15 protein-coding genes and 1 pseudogene are annotated in these 19,549 nt (G+C 72.3%); all 16 read right to left on the bottom strand.

The genetic code is table 11. The annotated features are described in order from the left end of the window. Window positions 1-177 precede the first annotated feature (177 nt). Window positions 178-3,765, bottom strand: a complete 3,588-nt coding sequence (dnaE, locus tag C3V41_RS01985) for a DNA polymerase III subunit alpha (protein WP_106108882.1) — start codon at window positions 3,763-3,765, stop codon at window positions 178-180. A 104-nt stretch (window positions 3,766-3,869) separates the two neighbouring features. Next, window positions 3,870-4,436, bottom strand: a complete 567-nt coding sequence (locus C3V41_RS01980; RefSeq protein WP_106108881.1) for a GNAT family N-acetyltransferase — start codon at window positions 4,434-4,436, stop codon at window positions 3,870-3,872. 66 nt (window positions 4,437-4,502) lie between these two features. Beyond that, on the bottom strand, window positions 4,503-5,423 hold the full coding sequence (locus tag C3V41_RS01975; protein ID WP_106108880.1) for an RluA family pseudouridine synthase: 921 nt from the start codon (window positions 5,421-5,423) through the stop codon (window positions 4,503-4,505). Further along, window positions 5,420-6,157, bottom strand: coding sequence for a signal peptidase II (gene lspA / locus C3V41_RS01970; protein ID WP_106108879.1), 738 nt, complete (start codon window positions 6,155-6,157; stop codon window positions 5,420-5,422). Before lspA ends, C3V41_RS01975 begins: the two co-directional genes overlap by 4 nt. 119 nt (window positions 6,158-6,276) lie before the next feature. Beyond that, window positions 6,277-6,870 carry a DivIVA domain-containing protein gene (locus C3V41_RS01965; protein WP_165271564.1) on the bottom strand — a complete coding sequence of 198 codons (594 nt, stop codon included), beginning with the start codon at window positions 6,868-6,870 and terminating at the stop codon, window positions 6,277-6,279. A gap of 141 nt (window positions 6,871-7,011) precedes the next feature. After that, window positions 7,012-7,311 carry a YggT family protein gene (locus C3V41_RS01960; protein ID WP_174714742.1) on the bottom strand — a complete coding sequence of 100 codons (300 nt, stop codon included), beginning with the start codon at window positions 7,309-7,311 and terminating at the stop codon, window positions 7,012-7,014. Window positions 7,312-7,321: 10 nt separating this feature from the next. Further along, window positions 7,322-7,771, bottom strand: a complete 450-nt coding sequence (locus tag C3V41_RS01955) for a cell division protein SepF (RefSeq protein WP_106108877.1) — start codon at window positions 7,769-7,771, stop codon at window positions 7,322-7,324. 173 nt (window positions 7,772-7,944) lie between these two features. Next, complete coding sequence (gene pgeF, locus C3V41_RS01950; protein ID WP_106108876.1) at window positions 7,945-8,694, bottom strand: peptidoglycan editing factor PgeF; 750 nt, start codon at window positions 8,692-8,694, stop codon at window positions 7,945-7,947. 2 nt (window positions 8,695-8,696) lie between these two features. Continuing rightward, window positions 8,697-10,061 carry a cell division protein FtsZ gene (ftsZ, locus tag C3V41_RS01945; protein WP_106108875.1) on the bottom strand — a complete coding sequence of 455 codons (1,365 nt, stop codon included), beginning with the start codon at window positions 10,059-10,061 and terminating at the stop codon, window positions 8,697-8,699. 252 nt (window positions 10,062-10,313) lie between these two features. Beyond that, complete coding sequence (locus C3V41_RS14125) at window positions 10,314-11,219, bottom strand: cell division protein FtsQ/DivIB (RefSeq protein WP_106108874.1); 906 nt, start codon at window positions 11,217-11,219, stop codon at window positions 10,314-10,316. Continuing rightward, window positions 11,216-12,700: a UDP-N-acetylmuramate--L-alanine ligase gene (gene murC / locus C3V41_RS01935; protein WP_106108873.1), complete on the bottom strand. Its 1,485-nt coding sequence runs from the start codon at window positions 12,698-12,700 to the stop codon at window positions 11,216-11,218. Before murC ends, C3V41_RS14125 begins: the two co-directional genes overlap by 4 nt. A gap of 277 nt (window positions 12,701-12,977) precedes the next feature. Further along, window positions 12,978-14,144 (bottom strand): annotated as a pseudogene (locus C3V41_RS01930) (UDP-N-acetylglucosamine--N-acetylmuramyl-(pentapeptide) pyrophosphoryl-undecaprenol N-acetylglucosamine transferase); the annotation flags it as partial. Then, window positions 14,137-15,405 (bottom strand): FtsW/RodA/SpoVE family cell cycle protein, encoded by a 1,269-nt coding sequence (locus C3V41_RS01925; protein WP_106108872.1) that lies wholly within the window; start codon window positions 15,403-15,405, stop codon window positions 14,137-14,139. The pseudogene C3V41_RS01930 and the gene C3V41_RS01925, both read right to left, overlap by 8 nt. Continuing rightward, on the bottom strand, window positions 15,406-16,839 hold the full coding sequence (gene murD / locus C3V41_RS01920; protein WP_254423772.1) for a UDP-N-acetylmuramoyl-L-alanine--D-glutamate ligase: 1,434 nt from the start codon (window positions 16,837-16,839) through the stop codon (window positions 15,406-15,408). It abuts the gene before it with no gap. 171 nt (window positions 16,840-17,010) lie between these two features. After that, on the bottom strand, window positions 17,011-18,099 hold the full coding sequence (mraY, locus tag C3V41_RS01915; protein ID WP_106108871.1) for a phospho-N-acetylmuramoyl-pentapeptide-transferase: 1,089 nt from the start codon (window positions 18,097-18,099) through the stop codon (window positions 17,011-17,013). Next, on the bottom strand, window positions 18,096-19,523 hold the full coding sequence (locus C3V41_RS01910; RefSeq protein WP_106110594.1) for a UDP-N-acetylmuramoyl-tripeptide--D-alanyl-D-alanine ligase: 1,428 nt from the start codon (window positions 19,521-19,523) through the stop codon (window positions 18,096-18,098). Before C3V41_RS01910 ends, mraY begins: the two co-directional genes overlap by 4 nt. Between the last annotated feature and the right edge of the window lie 26 nt (window positions 19,524-19,549).

The raw sequence follows: 19,549 nt of genomic DNA, 5'->3' as shown, positions 1-19,549 counted from the left end.
GGCGGCGAGCAGCGCGCTGGGCGCGGCCAGGCCCTACGCCAGCCTCCGTGCCAGTCTGGGCCCGCTGGCCCGGGGTCCCGCCGGCCTGAGCCCGCTGGCCTAGGGCCCGCACTGGCACCAGCCTCACGCGACAGGCCTCGCCGGCCTGAGCCCGCCAACCGGAGGCCCGCACCGGCCTCAGCGCAGGCAGCCGGGGCCGAGCAGGGCCTTTATGTCGGAGTAGAAGGCCGCGGTGGCCTCCACGCGCAGGGCGTCGTCGAGCTGGGTGCGGATCTCGCGCCCGGGGCTGGTGAGGTTGAGGCGTACCGTGGACATCCCCGGGTGCTTGGTGAGCACCTCGCGCAGCCGCTCCACCAGCGGGACGGTGCAGCGGTTCGACGGCAGGGTGAGGGTCACCGCCTCGTTGGCGGCGCTGGCCACGTCGGGGATGGTCATCTCCTGGGCGTACAGGGCCACCTGGCCGTCGCGCCGGTTGAGGCGCCCGCGCACGGTGACCACCGTGTCAGGGGCCAGCATGGTGGAGACCGTCTGGTAGGTGGCGGGGAAGAACAGCGCCTCCAGGCTCCCGCCCAGGTCCTCGATCTGCGCGATCGCCCACAGGTTGCCCTGCTTGGTGGTCTTGCGGGTCAGGGAGGTAATGAGCCCGGCAATGGTGACCACGGCGCCGTCAGACCGCTCCTCGTCCCCGATGAGGTCGGAGATCTCGGTGTCGCTGAGCTTGCCCAGGATCCCCTCCAGGCCCAGGAGCGGGTGGTCGGAGACGTACAGTCCCAGCATCTCGCGCTCAAAGGCCAGCTTGTCCTTCTTGTCCCACTCGGGGAGGTCGGGGACCTCGGAGGAGAAGACCGGGCCGGAGCCGAATGCGTCGTCCTGCGCCTCACCGCCCGTCAGGGAGGCGAAGAGGTCGAACTGGCCGGCGGCCTCGTTGCGCTTGACCCCGATGATCTCGTCAACCAGGTCCTCGTGGACGGCCTGCAGGCTGCGGCGCGTACGGCCCAGGGAGTCGAACGCCCCGGCCTTAATGAGGGAGTCGATGGTGCGCTTGTTGCACACCACCGCCGGGACCTTGTCCAGGAAGTCCTCGAAGCTGGTGAACTCGCCCTTCTCCTGGCGGGCCCTGACAATGGCGTCGACCACGTTGAGGCCCACGTTGCGGATAGCCGACAGGCCGAACCGCACGTCGTCCCCGACGGCGGAGAACTGGGCCCGGGAGGCGTTGACGTCCGGGGGCAGCACGGTAATGCCCATGTGACGGCACTCCCCCAGGTAGACGGCCAGCTTGTCCTTGTTGTCCTTCTGGGACGTCAGCAGGGCCGCCATGTACTCGGTGGGGTAGTGCGCCTTGAGGTAGGCGGTCCAGTAGGACACGACGCCGTAGGCCGCCGAGTGCGCCTTGTTGAACGCGTACTTGGCGAACGGGACCACCACGTCCCACAGGGTCTTGACGCTCTCCTTGGAGAAGCCGTTGGAGACCATTCCGGCCTCGAACTCGACGAACATCTTGTTCAGGATGTCCATCTTCTTCTTCCCCATGGCCTTGCGCAGGGCGTCGGCCTTGCCCATGGTGAACCCCGCCAAGTCCGTGGCGATCTTCATGACCTGCTCCTGGTAGACGATCAGTCCGTGGGTGGTACCCAGGATCGGCTCCAGGGCCTCCTTGAGCTCGGGGTGGATGGGGACGATCTCCTGCTGGCCGTTCTTGCGCAGGGCGTAGTTGGTGTGGGAGTCCGCTCCCATGGGCCCGGGCCGGTACAGGGCGCCGACGGCGGAGATGTCCTCGAAGTTGTCCGGCCGCATGAGGCGCAGGAGGGTGCGCATGCCCCCGCCGTCGAGCTGGAAGACGCCCAGGGTCTCGCCGCGCGAGAGCAGCTCGTAGGTGCCCTGGTCGTCCAGGGGCACGCTGTCAATGTCCAGGGCGGGCTTGCCGTTGGCCACGATGTTCTCCAGGGCGTCGGAGATGACCGTGAGGTTGCGCAGCCCCAGGAAGTCCATCTTGAGCAGGCCCAGGTGCTCGCAGGTGGGGTAGTCGAACTGGGTGATGTAGGCCCCGTCCTGGACGCGCTGCATCATGGGGATAATGTCGGTGAGCGTGGCCGAGGACATAATGACGGCGCAGGCGTGCACGCCCCACTGCCGGGTCATTCCCTCGAGCCCCTTGGCCAGCTCCACGATCTTCTGGGCGTCGGCGTCCTCGGCGTGGAGCTTACGGAACTCCTCGGCCTCCCCGTAGCGCTCGTCGGAGGGGTTGAAGATCCCCTTGATGGTAATGTCCTTGCCCTGGACCGTGGGGGGCATGGCCTTGGTGAGGCGGTCTCCCACCGCGTAGGGGTAGCCCATGACCCGGCTGGAGTCCTTCAGGGACTGCTTGGCCTTGATGACGCCGTAGGTGACGACCTGGCTGACCTTGTCCTCGCCGTACTTGCGCTTGACGTACTCAATGACCTCGTCACGCCGGCGCTCGTCGAAGTCGACGTCGATATCGGGCATGGAGATGCGCTCGGGGTTGAGGAAGCGCTCGAAGATGAGCCCGTGCTCCAGGGGGTTGAGCTCGGTGATACCCATGGCGTAGGCCACCATGGAGCCCGCCCCCGAGCCGCGTCCCGGCCCGACCCGGATTCCCTGCCGCTTGGCCCAGTTAATGTAGTCCGCCACGACCAGGAAGTAGCCGGGGAACCCCATCTGGGTAATGACGCCGATCTCGTAGTCCGCCTGCTTGCGGCACTCGGGGGGGATATTGCCGCCGAATCGGCGCTCCATTCCCGACCAGCACTCGGAGACGAACCAGGACTCCATGGTCTCACCCTCGGGGACGGGGAAGACGGGCATAAAGGAGGCGCCCTCGTCCACGGTCTGGAAGGACACGTCGCACTGCTCGGCGACCAGCAGGGTGTTGTCGCAGGCGGTCGGCATCTCGGTAAAGAGGCGGCGCATCTCCGCCCCGGGACGCAGGTAGTAGGTGTCGCCGTCGAACTTGAACCGGTCCGGGTCGGACAGGACCGACCCGGAGTTAATGCACAGCATGGCGTCCTGGATGGTGCGGTCCTCGGGGCGCACGTAGTGGGAGTCGTTGGTGGCCAGCAGGGGGGCGCCGATCTTCTCGGCCAGGCGCAGCAGGTCCTTGGTGACCCTCTGCTCGATCTCCAGGCCGTGGTCCATGAGCTCGACGTAGAAGAAGTCGCGCCCGAAGACGTCCTGCAGCTCCCCGGCGCACCGCAGCGCCTCGTCCCACTGGCCCAGGCGCAGGCGGGTCTGGATCTCCGAGGAGGGGCAGCCGGAGGTGCCGATCAGCCCTTCGCTGTAGCGGGAGAGCAGCTCGCGGTCCATGCGCGGGTTCTTGCCCCACTGCCCCTCCAGGGAGGCCAGGGAGTCCAGGCGCATGAGGTTGTGCAGGCCCTCGTTGGTGCGTGACAGGAGGGTCATGTGCGTGTAGGAGCCGCGGGCGGAGACGTCGTCGCCGCGCTGGGACTCGTCCCCCCAGAAGACGCGGGTCCGATCGAAGCGGGAGGTGCCCGGGGTCATATAGGCCTCGACCCCGATAATCGGCTTGATACCGGCGGCCCTGGCGGCGGCGTAGAACTCGTAGGCGCCGAACATGTAGCCGTGGTCGGTAATGGCCAGGGCCGGCTGGCCCAGGCGCCTGGCCTCGGCGACGTAGTCCTTGATCTTGCCCGCGCCGTCCAGCATGGAGTAGTCGGTGTGGACGTGGAGGTGGACGAAGTCGTCCCTGGGTGCGTCCTGGCTGCCCGTGCTGCTTGTCTCCGCCATGGGGTCATCCTAGGGGCACGCATGCCGGCCAGGTGCGCCGGGCCGCCCGCGCCTCCCGACCGCCTGCGCCGCCCGACGGCGGCCGGGGCCCGCGCCGCCCCCGCCTACCGGGAGACCACGCGGGTCATGTCCTGGTGGGCGATGCCCGCGTCCAGGTAGGACCTGCCGGTGAGCACGGTGTAGCCGCAGCGGGCGTAGAAGCCCATCGCCTGCTCCTGGGCGGCGAGCACGACGACCACGGCGGCGGTGCCGTCCCGGTCCACCGCGGCGCGGTGCCAGGCGGCGTCCTCGAGCGCGGCGACCACCCTCACCCCCAGGCCCGTGCCGCGGCAGGCGCGCCGCACGGCCAGGCGTCCCAGGTGGACCAGGCCGGGGTGAGCGGGGTCGATCAGGAGGCGTCCGGCCGCCAGCGGCGCCCCGTCCGCCCCGCGGGCCAGCACGTGGACCGTGGTGGCCAGGTCGTCACGGGCGTCGATCTCCAGGACCAGGGGCACGCCCTGCTCCCCGACGAAGACCTCCAGGCGCACGTCGGCCACGCCCGCGCGGGTGGACTCGGCGGCCGGGCCTCTCTGGTCCCCCGTGCAGGTCTCGAACCGGTACGGCTCGACGGCGGCGCCCAGGGGCGTGATCAGCAGCTCCGGGATCCCGGGGCGCCTGCTGGGCAGGGTCATCGCTCGCTCCTCGTCCACGAGGTCTCCTAGGTGGTGTGGTCTCCCGGGCCGGGGCCGGGCGCGGGGTCAGGGCAGGCGCAGGGCGTCCAGGGCGCGGACCAGGTCGGCGGGGTAGGGGGAGGAGAACCCCATCCACTCCCCTGTGACCGGGTGCGGCAGGCTGAGCTCGACCGCGTGGAGCCACTGGCGTCGCAGGCCGGTGCGGGCGCTCAGGGCGGGGTCGGCGCCGTAGGACTCGTCCCCGACGCAGGGGTGACCGACGGCTGAGAAGTGGACCCGGATCTGGTGGGTGCGACCGGTCTCCAGGCGGACCTTGACGAGGTTGGCCAGGGGCATGGCTTCCATGACGTCGTAGTGGGTGACCGACTCCCTCCCGCCGTCGACGACCGCCATGCGCCACTGCCGGCCCGGGTGGCGCCCAATGGGGGCGTCGATCGTCCCCGAGGAGGGATCCAGGTGCCCCTGGACCAGGGCGTGGTAGACCTTGACCGGCACGTGCTCACGGAAGGAGCGCTTGAGCACGGAGTAGGCACGCTCCCCCTTGGCCACGATCATGACCCCGGAGGTCCCCACGTCCAGGCGGGAGACGATCCCCTGACGCTCGGCGGCCCCGGAGGTGGCCACGCGGACCCGCATGGCGGCCAGCGCCCCCAGCACGTCGGGGCCGTCCCAGCCCATGGAGGGGTGGGCGGCGACGCCGGGCGGCTTGTCCACCACCACAATGTCCTCGTCCTCGTAGAGGATCCCCATGCCCTCCACGGGCGTGGCCACGGGACCGGCGGGCCGGGGGTCGGGCAGGTCCACCTCCAGGGTGGTACCGGCCACCAGGCGCTCGGACTTGCGGACCTCCCGGCCGTCGACCCGTACCCCTCCGCGCGCGCAGATCTCCTCCGCCCGGGAGCGGGACAGGCCGGTCATGCGGGCCAGGGCCGCGTCCAGGCGCTCCCCGACCAGCCCCTCGGGCACCGGCAGGAGACGCAGGCTCATGCACCAGCCCCCGGGGCCCCCGGTGCCGGCTCCCGCCCCGGGGCGGGGTCGGCCCCCGGTGCCGCCTCCGGGGAGGACCCCACCGGGGCGGCGTCCCTCACCTCAGCAGGGTCTCTCACCTCAGCAGGATCCCTTGCCTCGGCAGTGTCCTCTGCCTCGGCGGACTCCGCGTCCGGGTCGGGCTCCTGGTCCGACGAGGTGTTCTCCGCGGGCTTACCGACGCGGCTCCCGTCAAGGTTGACCCCCAGGATCGAGAGAACCATCACGATCCCGGCCGCGACCACAATGGCGATGTCCGCGATATTGCCCACGAAGTGCCCGCCGTAGTCCAGGAAGTCAATGACCCGGCCCCGCAGGAACCCCGGGGAGCGTACGAGCCGGTCCACCAGGTTGCCCACGGCCCCGCCCAGTACCAGCCCCAGGGCCAGGGCCCACCAGGTGGAGGCCAGGCGGCGGCTGACCCACACGACAATGCCGGAGACCACCACGGCGATGAGGGCGAAGAGCCACGTCTGCCCCGTGGCGAAGGAGAAGGCCGCCCCGGGGTTGCGCAGCAGGACCAGGGACAGCCAGGAGCCCAGGAGGCGCACCCGGCTGCCGTCGCTGAGGGCCGCCACGGCCCACACCTTGGTGAGCTGGTCGATCAGGATCACGGCTGCGGCCAGGAGCCACACCATGAGGACGGAGCGGGACCACGGCCGTGCGGGCAGGCCGGTACGGGCAGGAGTGGGCATGAGATCCTTTCCGGGCGGTTATGCCGTGAGGGCGGCGACCGGTGGGCCGCCGCCCTCACGGACAGCATGGTTGGTACCACGCGGTGGGCTACGGTGTCCGCAGCCGCACCAGGTGCGTCTCAGATACCAAGGTCACTGTTTTGGTTGCCGTCCTCAACGTTGGACAGCAGGTTCTGGAGGTAGCTCTTGAGGCGTGTGCGGTAGTCGGACTCGAAGCGCCGGAGCTCGTCGATCTTGTGCTCCAGGCCCGAGCGCTCCTTCTCAAGTTGAGCCAGTGTGCGGTTGCGCTGGTCCTCGGCCTCACGCACGATCTGCTCACCGGTGGTGCGGGCCTCGGCGATAATGCGGTCGCCCTCGGCCTTGCCGTTGGCCACGTGCTCGTCGTGCAGGCGTTGAGCCAGCTCGAGCATGCCCGAGGCCGCAGAGGGCTCCTGCTCGGGGGAGTCCACGGTCAGGGCGGGGGCGACGGGGGCCACCCGGTGCTCCTCCACCACGGGGACCACGGTGGAGGGGCCGCCCTCACCGAACTCCGCAACGCGGCGGTTGGCAGCCTCTAGACGGGCCTTGAGGTCGATGTTCTCGGCCTCCAGCTGCCGCATGGCCTCCACGACCTCGTCGAGGAACTCGTCAACCTCGTCCTGCTCGTAGCCCTCGCGGAACTTGGTGGCCTGGAACTTCTTGTTGAGGACGTCGTCTGCGGTCAGCAGCGCCATAGTCGTCACCTCGGTGTCGTCACGGAACAGGGTACACGAGCACCGGTGAAGAACCGGTCACTCTGGTCACAGCGTACCGGAAACCTGCCAGTCGGCCACCTCGGATGGCGTACATCACGCCGCGCACAGACTCCCGGCACCTCAGACAAGTGCCAGGAGAGCCTCCTGAATCAGCATGATTCCAAGGAAAAGTACGATGAAGCCGAGGTCGATGCCCATGGCTCCCAGCCGGAGGACCGGCAGCGCCCTCCGCAGCCAGCGTAAGGGCGGGTCCGTCAGCCAGTAGACGAGGTTGGCCAGGACCAGGACCACCCCGCGTGGTCGCCAGGAGCGGGCGAAGAACCGGACCCAGTCCAGGACCACCCGGACCAGGAGGACGAGAAGGTAGAGGCTCAGCAGGCACCAGACGATCCAGACGACCTGGCTCAGGGAGCTGCTCACCGAGACGGCCTCAGCCCTGGTTGAAGAAGCGGCTGTGCGTGGTGGTAGCGGCCTCCCCGTCGTCGATCGACACTGAGATGGGCGTCAGCAGGAAGACGCGGGGCGTGACCCGCTCGATGGCGCCGTGCAGACCGAAGACCAGGCCGGCGGAGAAGTCCACCATGCGGCGGGCGTCGGACTCGCTCATGTTGCTGAGGTTCACAATGACGGGGACGCCGTCACGGAAGGACTCACCGATGACACGGGCCTCGTTGTAGGTAGAGGGGTGCACGGTGACGATCCGGCGAAGGTCGGCAGGAACAGGCTCCTCCATCTCCTCCTCGACATCTTCCTCGTAGGGGGTCACGTCCTCGTAGTCCATGGGGGCCTCGGCCGCGTAGGACTCCGCGTAGGTGGCCTCGTCGGGCTGCTCGGCCATGCCGAGAAAGGTTGATACCTTGCGCAGGGCGCTGGCGCTCATGGGTGTGCTCCTTGTCCGTCCGGCTCCGGTGCAACCGAACGCCCTGACCGTAGCTGGCCGGGGGGCCCGCGAGGTCGATTGAGCCCGGCGTGTCTCGCACACGCTGCCCGCGGGCGCCGCGGGGCGCCCCCGCGGCCCTCCCGGCCCCCGGGCCCGGGACCGGGGAAATCGGCTCAGAACACGGGCAGAACAACGCCTCCCAGGCGTCCGACGTCCCCCTGCCGGCGGTAGGAGTAGAAGCGCTCGTCCTCATACGTGCATATACTCACATCTGTAATATGCCTCACTCCTGCACGTCGTAGCTGCGCACGGACCCCCGCGGCGACGTCAATGGCGGGGGTGCCCCACCGGGTCCGGCTGGCGCAGTCCGGCTCGCGGGCGGCCACCTGGGCGCGCATCGCCTCGGGGACCTCGTAGCACGCCCCGCAGATCGAGGGGCCGAGGGCGGCCAGGATGTCCGGGACGGCCGCGCCCAAGCGCGCCATCTCACCCAGGGCCGCGTCCACGACGCCCTCGCACATGCCGCGCCGCCCGGCGTGGACGGCCGCCAGCAGCCGCCCGTCGGCCGAGGCCAGCAGGAGGGGCACGCAGTCGGCGGTGAGGACGCCCGCGGCCAGCGGCCCGCGGCCACGCAGGTCGGCCACCAGGGCGTCCGCGGTGGGCTCCTGCCCCGGGGCGGCGGGGGCGACGACCGTGGAGTGGACCTGGCGCATCCAGGCCACCCGCGTCCCGAGCGCCTCCTCCAGCTCGCGCCGGCGCGCGGCCACACGGTCGGGGTCGTCACCCACGTGGGCGGCCAGGTTGAAGCCCGGGTCGCCCGCGGCGGCAGGCGCCTGGGCGCGCCCGAGGGCGGTGCCCGTGGTGGTGAAGACACCACGGGCACCAGGACCGAGGCTGACCTCGACCAGGTCGGGGACGGTCATGCTCAGCGCAGGAAGTCCGGCAGGTCCAGGTTGTCGTTGTCGGAGTCCTCCGACCCGATGGTGGGGGGCACGTCCAGTTCCGGCCCGGAGCGGGCCGCGGCCGTCCAGGGCACGTCGGCGTAGGGGGGGATCTCGCTGGTGGTGGGGGCGGAGGCCACCGGCGAGGCCGACCTCGGCTGGTAGGAGTTGGGCGGCGGTACCACCACCGGGCGGGTGACCGGGTTCTGGACGGCGTGGACGCCGCGTGCCTGGGTCTCGGAGGCCTGGTGGAGCCTGTGCACCGAGGCGGTCGGTGCCTGGTTGCCCATCACCGGGCGGGGGGCCGGGGCCTGGCGGCTGGTGACGGCCTGGCGGCTGGTGACGGCCTGGCGGGTGGTGGCGGGCGGGCGGGCGGCGGCGCTCTCGGGACGGGCCACCTGGGAGTCGTCGTCGAAGCCGGCGGCGATGACCGTCACGCGGACCTCGTCGCCCAGGGCGCCGTCGACCACGTTGCCGAAGATGATATTGGCCTCGGGGTGGACGGCCTCACGGACCAGCTCGGCGGCGTTGCTGATCTCGAACAGGCCCAGGTCGGAGCCGCCCTGGAAGAACAGCAGGACGCCGTGGGCGCCCTCGATGGAGGTCTCCAGCAGCGGGGAGGCAATGGCCTGCTCGGTGGCGGTCAGGGCGCGGTCCTCGCCCGTGGCCGAGCCGATGCCCATGAGGGCGCTGCCGGCGTCCTGCATAACGGACTTCACGTCGTTGAAGTCGACATTGATCAACCCGGGGGTGGTGATGAGCTCGGTAATGCCCTGGACACCTTGGAGGAGGACCTGGTCGGCCTGCTTGAAGGCGTCCACCACCGAGATATTGCGGTCCGCGATCTGGAGAAGGCGGTCGTTGGGGATGACAATAAGGGTGTCCACCTCCTCGCGGAGGTTGGCCACGCCGCTCTCGGCCTGGTTGGCGCGACGACGGCCCTCGAAGGCAAAGGGGCGGGTCACCACCCCGATGGTCAGGGCGCCGAGCTCACGGGCCACGTGGGCCACGACGGGGGCCGCCCCGGTACCGGTGCCACCGCCCTCACCAGCGGTGACGAAGACCATGTCGGCCCCGTCCAGGGACTCGCGGATGTCGTCCTGGTGGTCCTCGGCCGCCTTGCGCCCGATGCTGGGGTCGGCCCCGGCACCCAGGCCACGGGTCAGGTCGCGGCCGATGTCGAGCTTGGTGTCGGCGTCGGACATGAGGAGGGCCTGAGCGTCCGTGTTCACGGCAATGAACTCGACGCCACGCAGACCGGCCTCGATCATGCGGTTGACGGCGTTGACGCCACCGCCGCCGACGCCCACCACCTTGATGACTGCCTGGTAGTGCTGAGATTCCGCCACTGTGTGCCTCCGAGCGAGTTGAGAGCCACTGGAGCTCCCCCGGTTGCCCTCAACCTTGAACCTGAGGTTGAGGTTGATACTTATGTCATTGTGTTGATGACGAGGTCAACGTTATGAGCCCAGGCAGGATGTGGTCCGCATTTGCCCCGGCGTGTTTCACCACCTGTGAGGGCAAATTTCCCACCCGGGCGCCCCCGGGCCCCAGGACCGGGACCAGCGGCCCGGGGCAGGCGACCCGGTAGCCGGCAGCGGTCACGGGGCCGTGGGCGTGGGCGTCGCCTCCCCCGCGGTCACCGGCGAGCGCGGGGCCGAGACGTCGTAGACGCTGGCGCTGCGGGCACCCAGCAGCTGGGTGAGCACCCTGGCCTTGAGCGCCAGGTCCGTGGTGTCGCCCCAGACCACGGTGGACCCGCTGGCCAGGCTCAGCGACACCTGCCCGGTGGCCGAGGCCGTCCCCGAGACGACCTGGGCGCGCACGGCGGGGTCCAGGGCGCCTATGGCCACCGCCACGGCACTGACCTGCTCCCCGGTGAGGGACTCCCCCTGCGGGGTGACGATCGTGGCCAGGCCCGCGGGCGCCTCACCCACCGTCCCCAGGACGACGGCGTCACCGTCCAGGAGCTCGTAGCCGCCCTCCACCTGCCGGACCGCCACCGGGACGCGCAGGGTCAGCGCCACGTCCACCCCCCGGGGCCAGTTGCGGGTGACCCGCACCGAGCGCACCCGCACCAGGGCGTCAGTCACCTCGTGGCCCATCTCCTCCAGGTTCAGGGACACCAGGGACTGCCCCATCTGGGGGGCCAGGGCCTGGCGGACGTCCTGGACGCTCACCGTGGAGTCGGCGCCCGAGACGTGGATGTCGTCGGCGTGCAGGGAGAACAACGGCGAGAACAGGGGGATCCACACCAGGACCGCCACCACGGCCACCACGGCCAGGGTGGTCACCAGCCGCCTGCGGCGCAGGGAGCGCACCGCCCGGCGCCGCTCCTCCAGGCGGTCGGCCAGACCGGTGGAGACCACCCGCTCCCCCGCCGGCGCGAGCTCCCCGGACGGGGAGCGTCCCAGGACCTCCAGCTCACCGCGCCCCGTGGCGGGCTGGTCGGCCTGCCCCTCCTCTCGCGAGGAGGGGCCCGGGGCGCGGGGACGCCGGTGCCTCACGACGCCCCGTCCCCACGACGGCGCAGGTCCTCCAGGACCACGTCAGCCAGCTCGGTGACGTCCCCGGCCCCCACGGTCAGCAGCAGGTCACCGGGGCGGGCGGCGGCGGCCGCCGCGTGCGCGGCCTGCTCCCGGTCGGCCACGTAGCGGCCCGCGCGCATGCGGTCGGTGATCATGGCGCCCGTGACCTGCGGGAAGTCGGACTGGTTCTCACGGGCCGGGTAGACGCCGGTCACAATGACCTCGTCGGCCTGGTCCAGGGCGGCGGCGAAGCGGTCGGCAAAGGCCTGGGTGCGGGAGAACAGGTGGGGCTGGAAGAGGACCAGGACCCGCCCCCCCGGCGCCACGACCTGGCGGGCGGCCTCGAGCAGCGCCCGGATCTCGGTGGGGTGGTGGGCGTAGTCGTCCACGACGCGCACGCCGTCGCCCTCCCCCCGCGCCTCGAAACGGCGCCCGGCACCGCCGAAGCACGCCAGGGCCCGGGCCATGGCCTCGGGGTCGGCACCGACCTCCAGCCCGGCCGCCCAGGCCCCGGCGGCGTCGAGGGCCACGTGGTCCCCCGGTGCGCCCAGGTCCAGGTGCACGGGTACGGAGGTGGACAGGCCGCCGTCGGACATGACCGTGCGGGTCAGGACGGCCTGGGTGCCCTGCGCGTGCCGCCCGGTGACCTCCAGGTGGACGTGGGACTCCACCAGGGAGCCAGCCGGCAGGCTGGCGACCCCGGTGGTGCCGTAGGTGGCCACCCGCAGCCCCTCCTCGGCGGCGGTCAGCGCCAGGCGCAGGGAACCGGGGTCGTCGGCGCAGGCTACCAGGAGGCCGCCGGGGACCAGGCAGTGGGCGAAGTCGAGGAAGGCGGCCTCAAAGGCCTCCGCCGTGCCGTAGGTGTCCAGGTGGTCGGGCTCGACGTTGGTAATGACCTCCACCCGGGGGCTGTAGTTGAGGAAGGAGCGGTCGGACTCGTCAGCCTCGGCCACGAAGACGGCTCCGCCGCCCAGGTGCGCCCCGGTCCCCAGGTCCCTGACGACCCCGCCGACGGCGAAGGACGGGTCCTGGCCCAGGCGGCGCAGCGCCTGGGCCAGCATGGAGGAGGTGGTCGTCTTGCCGTGGGCGCCGGCCACCGCCACCAGGTCGCGTCCCTGGGCCGCCAGGGCCAGGGCCTGGGAGCGGTGCACGACCCTGGCCCTGGCCGCCCGGGCGGCCAGGAGCTCGGGGTTGGAGGCCCTGATCGCGCTAGAGACCACCACCGTGGCCCGCGGCGGGACGCGGGCGGGGTCGTGGCCGACGTACACCCCCAGCCCCAGGTCACGCAGGTGCTCCAGGGCGGGCCCGTCGTGGGCGTCCGAGCCGGTGACGGTGGCGCCGCGCTCCGCCAGCAGCTGGGCGACCACGCTCATCCCGGCGCCCCCCACGCCAATGAGGTGGAAGGCCTGCCCGTCCAGCGCCGCGGCGCCCGCCCCCCGGTCCCGGTTGCTCTCAGTCATGATCCGTGGTCCTCGCCGTGCTCGTAGGGTCGGTGTCTGGGTCGTAGAGGGGGCCGCCCCCCGCCCCGCCCCCGGAGAGGCCGGTCCACGTGCGGGGCGCGGTGCCCGACGCCGGCCGGGTGGTAGGGGCCTGCGGGGCCACCGGCCCGCTGGCGCCCAGGTCCTCAAGGTCCGGGTCCTCGGCGCCCGGGTCCTCAAGGTCCGGCCCGAGGGCGTCCGGTCCGGCAGCGTCTGCCGCCCCGTCCGGATCCTGCCCGGGGGCCAGGACGGTGGCGGTCACCAGCGCGGTCAGGCGCGCGGCGCCGTCGGGCACCCCGGTGGTGGCGGCGGCTCGGGCCATCTCCTGGCGCCTGCGGACGTCGGTCAGGAGGGTGGCGAAGTCCAGCACGTCGGAGGCGGCCAGGTCGCCGTCGGAGCGCAGCACGCCCCCGTGGGCGGCAATGACGTCCGCGGCGTTGAGACGCTGCTCACCATTGCCCACCGGCAGCGGCACGTACAGGGCGGGCAGGCCCAGGGCGGTCAGCTCCGCCACCGTCCCCGCCCCGGAGCGGCACAGCACGCCGTCGGCGCAGGCGTAGGCCTGCTCCATGGCGGTCAGGTAGTCCAGGACGTGGTAGCGCGTACGCAGGCTCTGCGGGGCCCCGTTATCCAGGGCGTCCTCCAGGGCGGCCCTCACCGGCGCGTCCTTACCCCGGCCGGTGAGGTGGAGGACCTGGAGCCGCTCAGGGAGGCTGGCCAGGGCGGCGCCCACGACCTCGTTGAGGTGCTGGGCACCCAGGGAGCCGCCCGTGATCAGGAGGGTCGGGGCCTGGGGGTCCAGCCCCAGGGCGGCGGCCCCCTGGAGCCGGGCGGTACGCTCGCCCTGGGGGGTGGCGCGCTGGGCGACCAGGTCGGCCACGGCCGGACGCAGCGGCAGGCCGGTCACCTCGGTGCGGCCGTGGGCGGAGCGCAAGGGCGTGGAGGCGAAGGTCAGACCCACCGAGGCGGCCCAGGAGGCCCCCAGCCGGTTGGCCAGGCCGGGACGGGCGTTCTGCTCGTGGATGACCACCGGGACACGGGCCTTACGGGCAGCCAGGTAGGCGGGGGTGGAGACGTAGCCACCGAACCCCACCACCACGTCGGCCCCCAGACGCCCGATGGCCTCGGCCGCGGCGGCGACCGCCCGGTTGAGGCGGGAGGGCAGGCGCAGCAGGTCCACCGAGGGACGCCGGGGCATGGGGACCCTGGGGACCAGGGCCAGCTCCAGCCCGGCGGCGGGGACGAGGTCGGCCTCCAGCCCCTCGGCGGTGCCCAGGACCAGGACCTGGGTGTCCGGGTGCCCGCCCAGGGCGGGGTCACGCAGGGCGTGGGCGGTGGCCAGCAGGGGGTTGACGTGCCCCGCCGTGCCGCCACCCGCGAGCAGGACGCGCAGTGGCCGGGACGGGGCGGCAGGTAGCTCAGACACTCTTCCTCCTTGAGGAGACGACGGACAGGGTACGGCGCACCGCACCAGGACGTGCCGCGAGCTCCTGGGCGGCCCCCGGCTCGGCGCGGGCGAAGGACAGCAGGACGCCGACAGCCGCCAGCACCGATATGAGGGAGGAGCCCCCGGCGCTGATCAGGGGCAGGGGGACGCCCAGGACGGGCAGGAGACCCACCACCACGCTCATATTGATAAAGGCCTGGCCCACGATCCAGGTCATAATGCCGGCGGTGACCACCGAGACGTAGACGGACTCGCAGCGCCGCATGACGCGCAGGCAGCACCACCCGACGACGGCGAAGGAGGCGATGACCGCCAGGGTGCCTACGAGCCCGAACTCCTCCCCCAGGACCGCGAAGACGTAGTCGGAGTCCGCCTGGGTCAGGTAGCCCCACTTCTGGCGCGAGGCCCCCGGCCCGACCCCGGTCCAGCTGCCGGTCCCCAGGGCCCAGCGCCCGTGCTTGGGCTGGTAGCCCACGTCCAGGGGGTCGGCGGAGTCCGGGAACCACCACATGAGGATCCGGGCGCGCCGGTTGGCCACGAGCAGGGAGGCCCCCGCGAAGCCGGCCACGCCCAGGGCCCCCAGGAGGGCGAACCACCTGGCACGCAGGCCGTAGACCCACAGCGCCCCGGCGCCCAGGAGCACCAGGACGATGACGGTCCCCAGGTCGCCGCCCCACAGGACCAGGGCGATCGGGACGCCGACGGGGACCAGGAGCCACAGGGCCAGGCCCTTGAGGTCCTTGAGACGGTCGGCGTGGCAGGCGACGACGTAGCCGATGTACAGGCAGATCGCGAGCTTGATGAACTCCGAGGGCTGGACCGTCTGGTCACCGGGGAGCCTGATCCAGTTGCAGTTCCCGCCCGTGCAGGTGCGCACGGAGGGCACGAAGTCCACCAGGAGCTGGGGCAGGGTCGCCACCACCAGGACCGGCACGGACAGACGCTGCCAGGCCCGGGCGGGCAGGCGCGCCGCCAGCGCCATGAGGGCCAGCCCCACCACCGCGAACACGAGGTACTTGGCGAAGTTCTCGTAGGCGCTGCCCCCGTCGGCCGCGCTCTTGACCGACTGGACGGAGAACACCATGATCAGGCCGAAGGTGAGCAGGGCGAGGCTGGCCAGGAGGAGCGTGTAGTAGCTCAGGGTGGCGGACTCCCCCTCCCGGGGGCCCTCGGAGGAGGCCAGGAGGCGGCGCAGGGGGTGTGCGGGTCGGGGGCCGCCGCCGGTAGGGTCTGCGGGCACTCAGTCACGCTCCTGGTCCGTGGTCCCACGACGTACGTGGTCCCTGGCGGCGGCCGCGAACAGGTCGCCGCGCTGGGCGTAGGAGCTGAACTGGTCCCAGGAGGCGCAGGCGGGGGCCAGCATGACGGTGTCACCGGGACGGGCCAGGGCCGCGGCGGCGGCCACGGCGCCGTCCACGACCTCCCGGGGGCCGCCGTGGGGCACGCGGCGCACCGGGACCTGGGGGGCCTGGCGGGCCAGGGCGTCCAGGACCTCGGTCTGGTCGGCGCCAATGACCACCGCGGCCCGCAGGCGCACGGCCACCTGGCGCACGAGGTCGTGGAACTGGGCCCCCTTGGTGTCCCCGCCCACGATCCACACGCCCGTCCCCGGCTCCAGGGCGCTCAGGGCCGCGCTCGCGGAGTGGGGGTTGGTGGCCTTGGAGTCGTCCACCCAGGTCACGCCCCCGCCCTGGGCGACGGTGACCAGCCGGTGGGCGCCAGGGGCGAAGGCGCGCAGCCCGGCCGAGACGGCCCGCCCCGGGACGCCGACGGCCAGGGCCAGGGCGGAGGCGGCCAGGGCGTCGGCCAGGACGTGGGCAGGCAGACGGGCCGCCTGCCCGCCCGGCGCCAGGTGGGCCAGGTCGGCCAGGGTGGCCACCTCCAGGCCCTCGGTGTGGCGGCCGGGGTGCCAGGCACGGTCCACCAGCAGGTCGTCAACCACCCCCACCTGCCCCAGGGCGGGGGCTTCCAGGGTGAAGCCGACGGCGCGGCAGCCCTCCATGACGTCGGCCTCCCGGACCATCAGGCAGGTGGCCTCGTCGGCGCAGTTGTAGACGGCCCCACGCCGGGTGCGGGCGTAGACGCGGGCCTTGTCCGCCCGGTAGTCCTCGTAGCCACCGTGCCAGTCGAGGTGGTCGGGGGCCAGGTTGAGGCAGGCGGCGGCCAGCGGGGACAGGGTGCGGGTGGTGTGGAGCTGGAAGCTGGACAGCTCCACGGCCAGCACGTCAGCGCCCCCCTCCAGGACGGTGGTGACCACAGGGGCGCCGATATTGCCCACCGCCGGGGCGTTGAGACCGGCCGCGGTCAGGATGGCGGCGAGCATGCCCACCGTGGTGGTCTTGCCGTCGGTGCCGGTGACGGCGACCCAGGGCACGTCCGGGCGGGCGGAGGCGCGCTGGAGGCGCCAGGCGAGCTCGACCTCGCTCCAGGTCTCGATACCGCAGGCGGCCGCGGCAGCCAGGACCGGCCCGGTGGCGGGCACCCCCGGGGAGACCACGAGGAGGCGGGGGCGCTGCTCGGTGAGCGCCTGGGCGAGGCGCCCGGGGCTGCCGGCGCAGGCCGAGGCCACGGCGGCGGGCAGGTCCTCCAGGGACTCCTGCCGTTCGTCGTAGACGCTCACGCGCGCCCCCAGGGTGCTCAGGGCCTCCAGGACGGCACGCCCGGTGCGCCCCATCCCGACCACGCCGACGTGCGCGTCGGCCAGGTCCTCGATCCTCGTGACGTTACTGGGCACGGGCCCACCTTCCTGCTGGAGCTAATGCCGGGACCGGGCCCGCCGGACGCCCGCCGGGCCCGGTCCCGGGGTGAGGGTACGCCGTCGCACCGGGGTAGCGGCGCAGGACGCTCAGGACACGAGGTACTCGCCGTAGAAGAGCCCCATGCCGGCCACCACGCACACCCCGGCGATAATCCAGAAGCGGATGACCACGTTGACCTCGGTCCAGCCCCCCAGCTCGAAGTGGTGGTGGAGGGGGGCCATGCGCAGCACGCGCTTACGGGTCATCTTGAACGAGCCGACCTGGAGGATGTCGCTGAGGACCTCCGCCAGGAACAGCCCCCCGATGACCACGGCGACGAACTCGGTACGGGTCAGGATGGACAGCCCGGCCAGCGCCCCCCCCAGGGCCAGGGAGCCGGTGTCGCCCATAAAGATCTTGGCCGGGGAGGCGTTCCACCACAGGAAGCCGAAGCAGGCCCCCATGAGGGCGGCCGATATCATGGCCATGTCACGTGGGTCACGGACCTGGTAGCAGGTCACGGCAATGGCCTCGCGGTGACCGTACTGGCAGGACTGGTTGAACTGCCACACGCTAATGAGCGCGTAGGCGCCGAAGACCATGGTCGAGGCGCCGGTGGCCAGGCCGTCCAGGCCGTCGGTGAGGTTGACGGCGTTGGACCAGGCGGTGATCAGGAGGTTGGACCAGATGACGAACAGGATCATCCCCACCACCGCGCCCCCGAAGGCCAGGTCCAGGCGTGAGTCCCGGGCGAAGGAGATGCGCGTGGAGGCGGGGGTCAGGCCGCTGCGGTCGGCGAAGTTGAGGGCGGCCACGGAGAAGGAGATACCGATCACGGCCTGGCCCGCGATCTTCTGCCAGGCCCTCAGCCCCAGCGACCGCTCCTTGGCGATCTTGGCGAAGTCGTCCATAAAGCCGATCGCCCCCAGGCCCACGATGAGCAGCATGAGAAGCAGGCCGCTGGCACGCGGTGGCCGCCACATGATCAGGCTGCCGACGGCGTAGCCCAGGACGGTGCCGCCGATAATGACCAGGCCGCCCATAGTGGGGGTACCGCGCTTGGTGAAGTGCCCCTGGGGCCCGTCCTCCCGGATGAACTGCCCGTACTGCTTACGGTGCAGGTAGCGGATGAGCAGGGGCGTGACGAACAGGGAGACCAGCATGCCCACGGCTGCCGCGATAAAGATACCGGTCATTGGGAACGGACCTCCTTGAGGTGGTCGGCCAGGCGCCAGGCGCCTGAGCCGTGGGAGCCCTTGACGAGGACGGCGTCACCGTCACGGACCAGGGAGTCAATACGCGCCAGCGCCGCACCGGCGTCGGCCACCTCCACGACCTCCACACCGCGCTCACGTGCGGCGGCGGCGGCGGGGGCCGCCCCCTGCCCCACGGTCAGCAGGAGGGCGGCACCGGCCTGCGCCACCAGCTCGCCGGTGCGGCGGTGGTCGGCGGGCGAGGACGCCCCCAGCTCCAGCATCTCGGAGACCACCACGACACGGCGGCGTCCGGCCGCCAGGACCGGCAGGGTGGCCAGGGAGGCGGTCATGGAGTCGATATTGGCGTTGTAGGAGTCGTCCACCAGGAGGAGGTCACCGGCCAGGGGGCGCACGTCCATACGGTGGGCGCTCTCAATACGGGCGTCGGCCAGGGCCGCCAGGACGTCCCGGGGGGCCACCCCGGCGGCCAGGGCCAGGGCGGCGGCGGCCAGGGCGTTGGCCACGTTGTGGGCCCCGGGCAGGGACAGACGCAGGCGGGTGGGCCCGGCCCCGGGCAGGTGGACCGTGGTGAGCGGGTAGGCCCCGGCCTCCAGGACCGTGTCGGTGGCCCGCACGTCCGCCCCGGCCCGGCCGCTGGCGGAGAAGGTCAGCACCGCCGCCGGGGCGAGGGGGCGCATGGCCGCGGAGCGGGGGTCGTCCAGGTTGAGCACGGCGGTGCCGCCCGGCCGCAGGCCGGAGAGGATCTCCGCCTTGGCCGCCGCCACGCCCTCGATCCCCCCGAAGCCGTCCATGTGGGCGTGCCCCACCACGAGGACCGCGGCGGCGTCCAGGGGGGCGATACCGGTGAGGTAGGCAATGTGCCCGGGCGCCGAGGCACCCATCTCCAGGACCAGGTAGCGGGTGGAGGCGTCGGAGGACAGGACCGTCAGGGGCAGGCCGATCTCGTTGTTGAAGGAGGCCACCGGGGCCACCGTGGGGGCCACCGAGGCCAGGATCTGGCGAGTGAGGTCCTTGGTGGTGGTCTTGCCCACCGAGCCGGTCACGGCCACGACGGTCAGCTCCCCGCCGCGCTCCCGGGCCCGGCGGCGCAGGTCCGCCAGGTGCTCGCGGGCCAGGCGGCCCAGCGCCGCGACGGTGTCCGGGACCACCACCAGGGGCAGCTCCGCCCCGCCCAGGGCGGCCCGGGCGGCCTGGACGTCGCTGACCAGGGCGGCCTCGGCGTGTGCGCGGGCGACGGCGTCGAGGTAGGCGTGGCCGTCGGTCCTCTCCCCCGCGATGGCCACGAACAAGCTGCCCGGCCCGGCGCGGCGGGAGTCCGTCACCACGGCGGTGACCTGGGCGCTGGCGGCGTCGCCCGGGAGGGGGCCCGCGGGCCGGCTGCCCAGGAGGGTGCCGCCGGCCATGGCGGCGACCTGCGCCAGGGGGCGGG

Source organism: Actinomyces sp. oral taxon 897, from assembly GCF_002999235.1.
Lineage (GTDB): Bacteria > Actinomycetota > Actinomycetes > Actinomycetales > Actinomycetaceae > Actinomyces.
Note: the sequence above shows the minus strand (reverse complement) of the source record. Positions and strands in the feature narration are given on the sequence as shown.

Coding starts and splice junctions, on each gene's coding strand:
- dnaE (WP_106108882.1), bottom strand. CDS start 3,765: ATGGCGGAGACAAGCAGCACGGGCAGCCAGGACGCACCCAGGGACGAC.
- murD (WP_254423772.1), bottom strand. CDS start 16,839: ATGGGGCGCACCGGGCGTGCCGTCCTGGAGGCCCTGAGCACCCTGGGG.
- C3V41_RS01980 (WP_106108881.1), bottom strand. CDS start 4,436: ATGACCCTGCCCAGCAGGCGCCCCGGGATCCCGGAGCTGCTGATCACG.
- murC (WP_106108873.1), bottom strand. CDS start 12,700: ATGACTGAGAGCAACCGGGACCGGGGGGCGGGCGCCGCGGCGCTGGAC.
- pgeF (WP_106108876.1), bottom strand. CDS start 8,694: ATGACCGTCCCCGACCTGGTCGAGGTCAGCCTCGGTCCTGGTGCCCGT.
- C3V41_RS01975 (WP_106108880.1), bottom strand. CDS start 5,423: ATGAGCCTGCGTCTCCTGCCGGTGCCCGAGGGGCTGGTCGGGGAGCGC.
- C3V41_RS01955 (WP_106108877.1), bottom strand. CDS start 7,771: ATGAGCGCCAGCGCCCTGCGCAAGGTATCAACCTTTCTCGGCATGGCC.
- C3V41_RS01965 (WP_165271564.1), bottom strand. CDS start 6,870: ATGGCGCTGCTGACCGCAGACGACGTCCTCAACAAGAAGTTCCAGGCC.
- lspA (WP_106108879.1), bottom strand. CDS start 6,157: ATGCCCACTCCTGCCCGTACCGGCCTGCCCGCACGGCCGTGGTCCCGC.
- C3V41_RS01910 (WP_106110594.1), bottom strand. CDS start 19,523: ATGGCCGGCGGCACCCTCCTGGGCAGCCGGCCCGCGGGCCCCCTCCCG.
- mraY (WP_106108871.1), bottom strand. CDS start 18,099: ATGACCGGTATCTTTATCGCGGCAGCCGTGGGCATGCTGGTCTCCCTG.